Below are 10,707 nucleotides of genomic sequence, written 5' to 3' on the forward strand. Positions count from 1 at the left end.
TTTCAGTTGGTCGAAATCATGACGCTTCCCACTTCTTTATCTATCGCCGAAATCATCGCATTATCTGCCGCCGCTTTTTTAGGTTTACTCATTGGCGCCCTACTTAATCAACGTTTAACCCGCCAGCGATGGGAACAACATCGGGATAAAATTGCCGCTGAAACAAGCCAACTTCAAGCAGATTTAGAGATTAAACAGCAACTATTACAGCAACAAATTGATGAAAAAGAAGACGCGCTGCAACAGGCAAGAGAAAGGTCTGAAATACTGATTGCTCAGTTATCTAAATTAGAAGCACAAGCAGAACGTGTGCCGCAACTTGAACAAACATTAGCTGATGGCCAGCGTAAGTTCATGGAAACCCAGTTGGCACTCTCTAAATCCAATGCCATGCAACAAAGTATTCAAACCCAAGCTAACACTGAAAAAGCGGCGCTAAACGACAAAATTGCCCTACTAGAAAGTGCAGAAGAAAGATTAAAACTGCAATTTGAAAATCTGGCTAACCGCATTTTTGAAGAGCGCAGCGAAAATTTTAAGCAACAAAACGTCACTCAAATTGATGGCGTGCTTGGTCCCCTAAAGCAGCAACTTGAAGGGTTCAGACAGCAAATCCGTGAATCCTATACTCAGGAACAAACTGAACGTAGTGCACTTAAGCATCAACTTGATCATTTAAAAGACCTCAATCTTAAAATGAGTCAAGATGCGATTAACCTTACCAAAGCGCTCAAAGGTGATAACAAGCAACAAGGTAATTGGGGCGAAGTCATACTAGAGCGAGTATTACAAGAAAGTGGTCTACGTGAAGGTCATGAGTACGATACCCAACAAGATTTAAAAGATGAGCAAGGTAAACGCTTCAAACCCGATGTCATTGTTCACTTACCTGAGCAAAAAGATGTGGTTATCGATGCAAAAATGTCACTGGTGGCGTACGAGCGCTTCTTTAACAGCGAAGATGAAATCGTTCAGCAACAAGCAATTAAAGAGTTAGCTCTCTCAATTCGTCAACATATTAAAGGCTTAAGTCAGAAGGATTATCATAAGCTTCATGGCCTTAAGAGCCTTGATTATGTGCTGATGTTTATCCCCATTGAACCAGCTTTTTTATTAGCACTAGAATCTGATCCTTCGCTGGTAAGCTTCGCATTAGATCATAATATTATGCTCGTCAGCCCAACAAACTTATTAGTTGCACTGCGCACAATAAATAATATTTGGCGATACGAATATCAAAATCAAAATGCACAAAGCATCGCCGCGCAAGCGGCTAAGATTTATGACAAATTATGTGGCTATGTTGAAGATATGGATAAATTAGGCCGCGCCCTAGAAACCGCGTATAAAACTTATCAGCAAGCAATGAGTAAATTGTCACAAGGAAAAGGTAACCTAATAAGACAAGCTCATATCATGCAAAAACTAGGGGTTGAAACCAGCAAGAACCTAGACCCACAGCTAATTAATAAAGCTTTGGATGACTCTAAAGAGAGCTAACCCTTAACTTAAGCACTGAGCACAGCCTGATAAAAGGTTTAAGCAAATTTAACGAACCACCAATGGCTATTTGCACTATTATTTGATTGAGCAAAACTGTTGAGTTTTTTAACAGTAAATTGCTGAGTTAAAACACGAGATACGATAACAACACTACAGAGCATGTTTAAATAACAGTTCAATCAATTATTGAACTCTAAGTTAAGTTTTCGCAACGAAGTCGTACTGAGGCGGAGGTCTCATTATTATGCGTAACATGGTGCATTTTTCATTTGTCATTACCGCCCTGCTTTTGTTGCAGGGCTATAGCTACTGCGTCAGTGCTAAAGAAGCAAACTACAGCGCTGAACAGCAACTTTATTTAGATGCCCGTCAAGCGCTAGATAAAAAACAAATGAAAACCTATCAACAATTACGTACTAAACTCGGTGAGTATCCGCTAAACGTTTATCTCGATTACCATGAAAAATCTACCAGCATTTTGAAACTCAATGGCAAACAAGCTCACCAAGCCATTGAAGCATTTAACGCAACTCCCTTATATAACAACTTGCGCTACCGCTATTTAAAAAATGCCGGAAACAGAAAGCAATGGCAAAATTTTCTCACTATCTCGCCAGACTCGCCCAATGATACTGCGCTGCAATGTTATTATTTTAGAGCACAACTGTCCCAAGGAAACGACAAAGTCGCTTTTGCTGGCGCACAAAGATTATGGCTATACGGCCGCTCTCGTCCAAAAGAATGCGACGTATTGTTCAGCGAGTGGGCTAAAGCTGGTAAACGCAGCCAAGCGCTCATTTGGTCACGGATGCTATTAAGCTTTAACGAAAGTCAGTACGGATTAACTCAATACCTAGCAAGAAAAATCACCAAAAATAAAGCTGAAGCTGATTTACTTATATCCGTTTACCGCGATCCAAATAGTTTACGTCATACCCGTAAATTTTCTTCTAAGTCACCAATGGTGGCTGATATCGTTACCGTAGGGCTGAGAAAACTTGCCCGTAAGGACTTAAAGCAAGCGGTTAAACTTTACAAAAAATACGATAAAGCGAATCGATTCAATGCCATTAAAGGGCAGCAATTAAATCGCTATATTGTTCGCCGTGCACTGATTTATAAAGAAGCTGACTTACTCGAACATATCGATGCCAGTTTACCCATTTTAGATTCTGATGACTTATTTCAAATCAGGCTGCGCTGGGCGATTAGCGAGCAAGATACCGCATCCATAAAGCGCTACCTTGCATTGTTAAGTGATGATGTCATTGACGACTCACGCTGGCAATATTGGCAAGGGCGCTATTTAGATGAAAATGGGGCAAATGAAGCTGACAAACTTCAGTCTAAAAAAATTTCAACGCAACTCAGCCAAGCTCGTAACTTTTATGGCTTTCATACTGCACAAACCATTAAAGCGCCGTTAGCAATGAATGACGATAATTTACAGTCATCACCGCAGCTTGCCGCCAGATTAAATGACGATCCCGCTATGGCAAGGATTGTAGAATTAATTGCCATGGATAAAACTCGAGATGCCCGCAATGAGTGGGTACATATGCTTCGTAGGCAATCTAATCCAATGCGCGCAGAATACGGTTTGTACGCGCTTAAACAAGGTTGGTTTGATTACAGCGTTGAAGCCAGTATTCAAGCTAAACAATGGAATAGCTTAAAGCTACGCTTTCCGCCAGCGGCGCAAACAGAGTTTGAAAAAGCCAGTAAAAAGTACAAAGTGAATATTGATGAAGTGCGCGCAATCGCAAGACGTGAAAGCGCATTTTATCCTTATGCCACATCCGGTGTTGGCGCCCGTGGTTTAATGCAATTAATGCCTGCGACAGCCAAAGAAACCGCGCGTAAGAATAAGCTCAAATTCAAACGTAAAACCGATTTGTACCAAGTGGAGTACAACATTCAACTTGGTAGTGCTTACTATGCAGAGCTATTAAAGCAATTCGATAATAACCGTGTGTTAGCCTCTGCAGCATATAACGCAGGGCCTCATCGAGTTAAACGCTGGCTAAAAGAGTCCGATGGAAAATTAGATGTCATGAGCTTTATCGAAACCATTCCATATAAAGAAACACGAGAATATGTGCAGGCAGTGCTGAGCTACCGTTTGATTTACCAACAATCCCATAGCCCAGATGCCAGTATGTTTAGCCCACAAGAACTGAGTTTTTTATATTAAAACAGCTGTTAATAATGTCTTAAGCATTTAATAAACTTTTACAGCTTAATGACGTTAAGTGCTTTCCTTCTAATAAATGACAAGGTAACGTTATAGTTTCGGTGTATTTGTTAACAAACATCACTTTTTAGTTTGTTAACTAACGGAGTCCTGAGTGCCAGCGTCAAAACTAAAACAATTATTATCGCAATTAGAAAGTGTATTACTGGGTAAACCAGAGCAAATTAAACTGGCTGTGGCCTGCATTTTGGCTAAAGGCCACTTATTAATTGAAGATTTACCGGGAATGGGCAAAACCAGTTTATCCCAAGCGCTCGCTACCTCTTTAGGCATGAGTTATCAACGGATCCAATTCACCAGCGATATGCTCCCTGCCGACATTCTCGGTGTGTCGATTTATCAGCAGGAACAGCAACAATTTACTTTTCACCCTGGGCCCATTTTTAATCAAATGCTGTTAGCCGATGAAATTAACCGTGCTAGCCCTAAAACCCAAAGCGCGCTTCTCGAAGCTATGGCTGAACGCCAAATCACCTTAGATGGCACCACTCACCCGTTGCCAAAACCTTTCTTTGTTATTGCAACGCAAAACCCTATTGAGCAATCAGGTACGTTTCCATTACCTGAATCACAATTAGATCGCTTTATGATGCGTATTTCTATTGGCTACCCGAATGAGCAAGCTGAACTTGAAATGCTCAAAGGCTTAACTTCTCGCAGCGTAGCTGAACCACTGTCTCAATGCTTTACGCCTGATGAATTAATCAGCTTACAAAACCAAGTTCAGAAAGTGAGCGCATCTGATGCTGTACTCAAATACCTCATTCATTTAGCAAAATTTTCTCGCCAGCAGGCTGATGGCAACGGTCTATCTCCCCGTGCCAGTATTGCGCTGTTAGATGCCGCTAAATCTTGGGCGTTTATACATCATCGCAATTACGTGGTACCTGAAGATATTCAAGCGGTATTTCACTGCGTGGCTGAACACCGTATTCGCACGAATAGTCAGTTACAAGGTCAAGCCTTGTCTGATCATATTCTTGCTAGCGTTAACCCAATTAGCTAGCAAGTATGAATAAGAAAGTTGAACCACGAGCAAGTTTTCAGCCAAAACAAAAATGGTATTCACGCTTCATTCCTCATCGAATAACGCGCCGCTGGGGGCATTGGCTTAACAAGCGGATCCCCCCTAACAAACAGGTCACGCTGACCCATAAGAGTATTTTCATCTTACCCAGTGGCTTTGGTATCGCGTGGTTTGCACTTATTTTTGTACTCTATCTATTTGGAACAAACTATCAAAATAACTTAGTCATAGGCCTAAGCTTATTGCTGGCAAGTGTACTGCATACTTGTATTATCTACAGCTATAAAAACCTTGCAGGGCTAACACTTACATCTCAAACACCACCTGAAACTTATGCCAATCAAAATATTGCATTCCCGGTAAGTTTAACCAGCAAAATAAACAAAAATAACAGTCATACTAGCCATCAACAAATTTGTCTAAACTTTGCTGACCAGCGACATATTCGACTGACAGATGTTGGTGAGTCAATCCATGCAACTATCGCTTTCTCACCACAGGTTCGTGGCACATTTAATCCAGGGCGAATTCAAGTTTCATCCAATTTCCCTTTAGGTTTGTTCCGCACTTGGACTTATGTTGATTTGGATATCAATCACATCATTTATGCTGAGCCGCTAAACACTCAAGTATCGCTCACCAGTTTAGATGACGATAACAGCACAGAATTTGACCACGGTAAATTACAGCCTGGAGTAGACGATTACAAAGGCTTAAAAACCTATGTTGAAGGTGAGTCATTAAAACAGGTCGCTTGGAAACAGTGGGCCCAAGGTCGAGGTATGCTAACCAAAGAGTTTGCGCAACCAGAGGGTAAACCCGTGTGGTTAAGCCTTGATGACACTCGAGGTAATAGCCTTGAGCAAAAACTCAGCAAACTCGCTTGGCAAGTCAATGCCTTATCTCAAGGACAGCAAGTGTTTGGTTTAGCCCTTAATCAGCACATCATTGAACAAGACAGCGGCGAAGCACACCGTAAACAATGCCAACAACTCATTGCACTATTCGGCAAAACGAATGAATTAAACAATGGGAGTGCTAATGAAAGCTAAAAAAACAGCACCTCAAAATGCAAGTTTAACGGATTCATTTAACGATAACTTTAATGAAAACATCGGTCGTAATACCCTGTTTTGGTTACTGTTAACCAATGTGTTGGTGTTATCGCCACTTTATCAAGATGCCACGTTGTGGAGTATTGGTATTTGCGCCATTTGCTTTGTTTGGCGAGTGGGTATTTATTTTGGCAAAGTCGCCGCCCCGCCAAAGCTATTAGTCACCAGCCTTGCCATTGGCGCCGCCGCCACATTAGCTTTAGTGTCTAAAGAAATTGGCATGCTTAACGCACTCGTTAATTTGCTACTGCTGGGTTACGCGCTTAAATACATTGAAATGCGTCAAATTCGTGATGTAAAAGTCGTGGTGTTAGTAGGCTATTTTCTCATTGCGTTTGCGCTGCTTGAGCGCCAAAGCATCTTAGATACTGTGCATTTACTGTTTGTCTGCGTTATCAACGCCTGCGTCCTTATCAGTGTATATCAACATAGCAGCAGAAAGGTTAACTTAAGCTTTGGTTTAAAATTATTTTTGCAAAGTCTGCCCTTAGCATTACTCCTGTTTGTGGTATTCCCGCGCCTACCTCCATTATGGTTAGCCCCAAGTATGAACAATGCCACTACAGGCTTATCTGATGAAGTTTCACTGGGAGATATCAGTAAACTCACTCGCTCGCCAAGCCTGGCATTTAGAGTCGGATTTGATAACGAGACTCAAAATTTTTCTAAATCACAGCTTATACCTAATCAGGAACTATACTGGCGCGCGTTGGTGATGGAAAACTATGATGGAAAAACATGGAAGCAAGCAAATAAAAGAAAAAATCAACAACTTAAGATTTATGGGGAAAGACCTAGCAGACCACGTCCCCAAGGGCCTGAGCTTGATAACCCTTTAAATTATCAGGTAATTACCGAACCCACATTTCAAAAATGGCTTTTTGGCTTAGACCAATCCTTCTCTCCCACTGAGCAAGTGGTAGAAATGAGTGATTTTCGCTTATTCTCATTACGTAATGTAGATCAACGTTTTAGTTATCGAGTGACCTCTTATCCTAACAGCAAACTTGAAGCTGAATTACTACCACTGACCAGGCGGATTAATTTAACTCTGCCAACTAAAACCAATCCTAAAACTCAAGCGCTGGGGCAGCAATTTGCCAAGGAATACCCTAACCCCGTTAATCGCATTAACGCAATGATGCGTTATTTTACTGAACAACCGTATTTTTATACCTTAAGCCCACCTCCTATCGGCGGCGATCAAGTGGATGATTTCTTGTTTGAAAACAAAGCGGGGTTTTGCTCTCATTACGCGTCAGCATTAGTGTTTATGGCACGTTCAAGTGGTATACCTGCTCGTATGGTTGCTGGCTATCAAGGCGGTGAGTACAACCCTAAAGCAGGTTATTACAGTATTTATCAGTACATGGCTCATGCATGGACCGAAGTCTGGTTTGAAGGACAAGGCTGGGTTCGTTTTGATCCAACAGCTATGATAGCGCCTGAGCGAATATTAGATGGTTTTGATGCTATGTTTACCGGCCAAGATAGCTACTTACAAGACAGTCCGTTTACCAGTTTGAGATTAAAAGAAATCCCTTGGCTTAATGATATTCGACTGCAACTAGCAAGTTTGGATTTTTACTGGAGCGTCTGGGTACTTGGCTTTGATGGAGAACGCCAGCAACAAGTGCTCAGTGAATTACTTGGTGATGTAAATACCAGTAAAATGATCATCTTAATGATTATCAGCTTTAGCCTTATAGCGTTAGTGATTGCCTACTATGCGGGTGTGTTTAATTTAAGCCCCAAACAGGACCCAATCATCAAACGCTATAACCTTATATGCGCTAAGTTAGCTAAAAAAGGTTACCCACGTGAGACCATGCCACCACAAGCATTTGCAAACTTTGTACATCAAGTGCTACATCAAGAGCAACCGCAATTGGTATTCGATTTTGAAAAAATGACAGAACACTTTATTGCACTTCAATATCAGCAGTTAAGTGATAAGCAGGTTGAACAACATCAAATCTTGTTTAAGCGCTACTTTAGGAAAGTGAAAATGGGATTGTAGGGTTAACTTTTTAATTTGCTCATTTAAATGAGATTAACGTCGTGGTGCTTCGCCCACACCAGACGAAAGGGAAACAACAGCATTTCCCTTTTCGATATCCCTTACCGCCCCTACGAAATTGCTCTGAAAAGCGAGTAAGCCTCATGCTTATTCAATGGGGATTTATTCTAGCCGCAGATTCATTAGTATTAGCAAATATTCTTAGGAATTTTTTTAGGGCTGTATGCTCAATTTGAATTGAGGTAACAATAGAATTGAACATTCAAAGAAGATCATAATTATTAAAAATTTCGCAGCTTCGCAGCTTCGCTCTCCTTAATTAATCATTACTAACGTGTATCACCTGTTGCTTTTGTTTAATAATAATCCCGTTGTTAGTTGTGCCTTTAGCTATGTCTTCGCACATGTGCATTACACCGCGTTTGTTAAGCTCTTTTTCAATACCATCATGACCTGATATAGCCAGTTCCTTATAGATCCACATGTGGCATAATTCTGCCGTTGTTGCTATTGATGGAAAAGAGCTGACACAACCTGATAATAAAAAAGTTAATATAGCAATCAATAACGCTTTCATTTGTTATTTCTCTTCAAGTTTATAATTTTTATAAATACTGCACTTTTTTTTATTCTGTATTGATTTGTGTCAACAATAAGTGAGTCAAAGTAAATCCAGCATATTTAGCAAGATCAAACCTTGCTTTAATGCTACTTTAGGAATGTAAAATTCATTTAGCCACAATAGTTCGTTAGGTTATTTTTTTAAATTTGAATGAGCATAAAGTCGTGGCGCTTCGCCCACACCAGACCAAAAGGGTATCAACAGCAATACCCTCTTGGAACACCCCTCTGCCCCAACGAAATTTTCTGAAAAGCGAAATATTTCAATGGGGATTTTCATAGTGTCAAACTTCATTTTTAGTCCGCCTCGTCAATCTGAAAAAATCACTAACGCTTACGAAGGGGCGTCCCTTCCCCTCGAAAGCTAGCCAGACATCCATGTCTGGACTCACGAAATTTTCTTGATTTCCTTAATTCCAGATAAACATTCAAAGAAGGTCAAAATCATAATAAATACTAATAACCCACTTTCATATAAACCAAGTCAGGAATAACAAATGAATCTGCAGACTCGATAATCTCCGTTGGAAGTGTCCGAATGCGTTGTGCTAATTTGCGTGATGGAGGCAGGACGCCGACATAGCCTCAGATTGAGCCAGGGATGGCGAATCTGAGGCGATAGTAAATTAGCTCTATAGCATGAGGAAAAACACTTCGTCGGAGCGGCAAGGGATATCGAAAAGGGAAATGCTGTTGTTTCCCTTTCGTCGGGTGTGGGCGAAGCGCCACGACCTTAGTCCACACGGAGTTTGGAAATAAAGCAAGTCCCTTACGTCAGTGCACAAATATCACCACCCTGTACTCGTTTATCCTGACTAACTCTGATAGAGTGCTTAAAAATCAACAACTTTACTTTAGAAAAACTTAATCAACAGATTTGTAATATGATTATTCGCACTATACAAAATTTAGCTTTCAAGTAAGTTTTTTGTAAATTGGAATTTATAAAATGAGTGATACAAATTTAGTAAATTGGTACATCAAGTCTCAACCCGTATACAAAAGATTAGCAAATAAAGTTGAATCCTTTTTAATAGAATACTTTGATATGAACTCTATCGGTTATCATATTGTTACTTCTAGGGCTAAAACTATTGAGAGTGTTAGAGGGAAAGGTAACTCTGGAAAATATAACGATCCGATTAATCAGATACAGGATTTTGCAGGTATACGTATTATCACTTATGTAGAAGATGAAATTTCTCTTATACAAAAAGTGATCGAAGACAACTTTGATATTGATGTTGAGAATAGCTCCAATAAATCTGAAGCTCTCGGAATTGATAAAGTAGGCTATCAATCAGTCCACTACATTGCAAGGTTAAAACAAGATAGGCTTAGGCTGCCAGAGTATAAACAATATGAAGGTAAGTGCTTTGAAATTCAAATTAGAACAATTCTACAACATGCATGGGCTGAAATTGAACACGACCGTAACTACAAGTTCAGCGGAAAACTGCCTGATGAACTTAGTCGAAGGTTTAAAATTTTAGCTGGGGTATTAGAACTTGCAGATAAAGAATTTAATTCAATTTCAAATCAAATAGATGACATATCAGCAAGTGTAGATGAAGGCACTAAAACTGGTAAACTAGATATACCTATTTCATCTACTACCTTATCTCAATTTTTGCTTACCAGATTTAAAACGGTTATCGAAACAATGGGAGTGCCTTCACATGACAGTGAGGGTGTTTTAGTTGAAGAGCTGAATGCTTTTGGAATAACAACACTAAGTGAATTAGAAAGCATAATTCCTGAAGACATTGAAAAGTTTTACATTGCATCTTCCAACGGTTCCCTTCATGAGTGGGGAATGGTGCGAAGCTTGATGCTTTTACACGATTTTAGAAAGTATGGTGAAATAGTAAAAAGTGATGAACCTGGTGATTGGTGTAATTCAAGTTCTCATATTGATACAGAATTTGAACTCGAATATTACAAAAAGCACAATGTGGACTGGAATGAGTTAGCCCAGAAATATAACTATTGTTTTGATTTAGAATTAGAATCAGGTTTATAGTTGACTGAAAAGTAGGTTAAAAAAACCAAAACCTGACATTTTTAGCCTACCCATAATAAAATAACACTATCTTAAGCAAGCAAAACCTATCCCATTTGCTTGCTATTTTATCGTTTAACCCCACTATGTTATAAAAGCCTTTCA

The 10,707-nt window shown here is 39.9% G+C and carries 7 protein-coding genes; 6 read left to right on the forward strand and 1 reads right to left on the reverse strand.

The window, feature by feature from the left end; translation table 11 throughout:
* Positions 1–18: 18 nt before the first annotated feature.
* From rmuC to QPX86_RS12305, 5 genes are all read left to right on the forward strand, one after another.
* The gene (gene rmuC / locus QPX86_RS12285; protein ID WP_285162862.1) at positions 19–1,500 is read left to right on the forward strand and encodes a DNA recombination protein RmuC; all 1,482 of its coding nucleotides are present in this window, start codon (positions 19–21) and stop codon (positions 1,498–1,500) included.
* A gap of 247 nt (positions 1,501–1,747) precedes the next feature.
* Positions 1,748–3,697, forward strand: coding sequence for a transglycosylase SLT domain-containing protein (locus QPX86_RS12290; RefSeq protein WP_285162863.1), 1,950 nt, complete (start codon positions 1,748–1,750; stop codon positions 3,695–3,697).
* 154 nt (positions 3,698–3,851) lie between these two features.
* Entirely contained in the window at positions 3,852–4,763 is a 912-nt protein-coding gene (locus QPX86_RS12295; RefSeq protein WP_285162864.1) for an AAA family ATPase, read from the forward strand.
* Positions 4,764–4,768: 5 nt separating this feature from the next.
* Positions 4,769–5,836 carry a DUF58 domain-containing protein gene (locus QPX86_RS12300; RefSeq protein WP_285162865.1) on the forward strand — a complete coding sequence of 356 codons (1,068 nt, stop codon included), beginning with the start codon at positions 4,769–4,771 and terminating at the stop codon, positions 5,834–5,836.
* Positions 5,826–7,919: a transglutaminase family protein gene (locus QPX86_RS12305; RefSeq protein ID WP_285162866.1), complete on the forward strand. Its 2,094-nt coding sequence runs from the start codon at positions 5,826–5,828 to the stop codon at positions 7,917–7,919. The genes QPX86_RS12300 and QPX86_RS12305 overlap by 11 nt, the downstream gene beginning before the upstream one ends.
* Positions 7,920–8,238: 319 nt before the next feature.
* Here the strand turns inward: QPX86_RS12305 and QPX86_RS12310 are convergent, their stop codons facing one another.
* Positions 8,239–8,496 (reverse strand): hypothetical protein, encoded by a 258-nt coding sequence (locus QPX86_RS12310; protein WP_285162867.1) that lies wholly within the window; start codon positions 8,494–8,496, stop codon positions 8,239–8,241.
* Between the two features lie 993 nt (positions 8,497–9,489).
* On the opposite strand from QPX86_RS12310, the gene QPX86_RS12315 reads away from it, so the two are divergent.
* Entirely contained in the window at positions 9,490–10,563 is a 1,074-nt protein-coding gene (locus tag QPX86_RS12315; RefSeq protein WP_285162868.1) for a GTP pyrophosphokinase, read from the forward strand.
* Positions 10,564–10,707 lie beyond the last annotated feature (144 nt).

Source organism: Shewanella goraebulensis, from assembly GCF_030252245.1.
Classification (GTDB): Bacteria; Pseudomonadota; Gammaproteobacteria; order Enterobacterales; family Shewanellaceae; genus Shewanella; species Shewanella goraebulensis.

Bases quoted from the DNA above. Each gene is read 5' to 3' on its own strand.
- QPX86_RS12315 (WP_285162868.1), top strand. From the start codon at position 9,490: ATGAGTGATACAAATTTAGTAAATTGGTACATCAAGTCTCAACCCGTA.
- QPX86_RS12290 (WP_285162863.1), top strand. From the start codon at position 1,748: ATGCGTAACATGGTGCATTTTTCATTTGTCATTACCGCCCTGCTTTTG.
- QPX86_RS12300 (WP_285162865.1), top strand. From the start codon at position 4,769: ATGAATAAGAAAGTTGAACCACGAGCAAGTTTTCAGCCAAAACAAAAA.
- rmuC (WP_285162862.1), top strand. From the start codon at position 19: ATGACGCTTCCCACTTCTTTATCTATCGCCGAAATCATCGCATTATCT.
- QPX86_RS12305 (WP_285162866.1), top strand. From the start codon at position 5,826: ATGAAAGCTAAAAAAACAGCACCTCAAAATGCAAGTTTAACGGATTCA.
- QPX86_RS12310 (WP_285162867.1), bottom strand. From the start codon at position 8,496: ATGAAAGCGTTATTGATTGCTATATTAACTTTTTTATTATCAGGTTGT.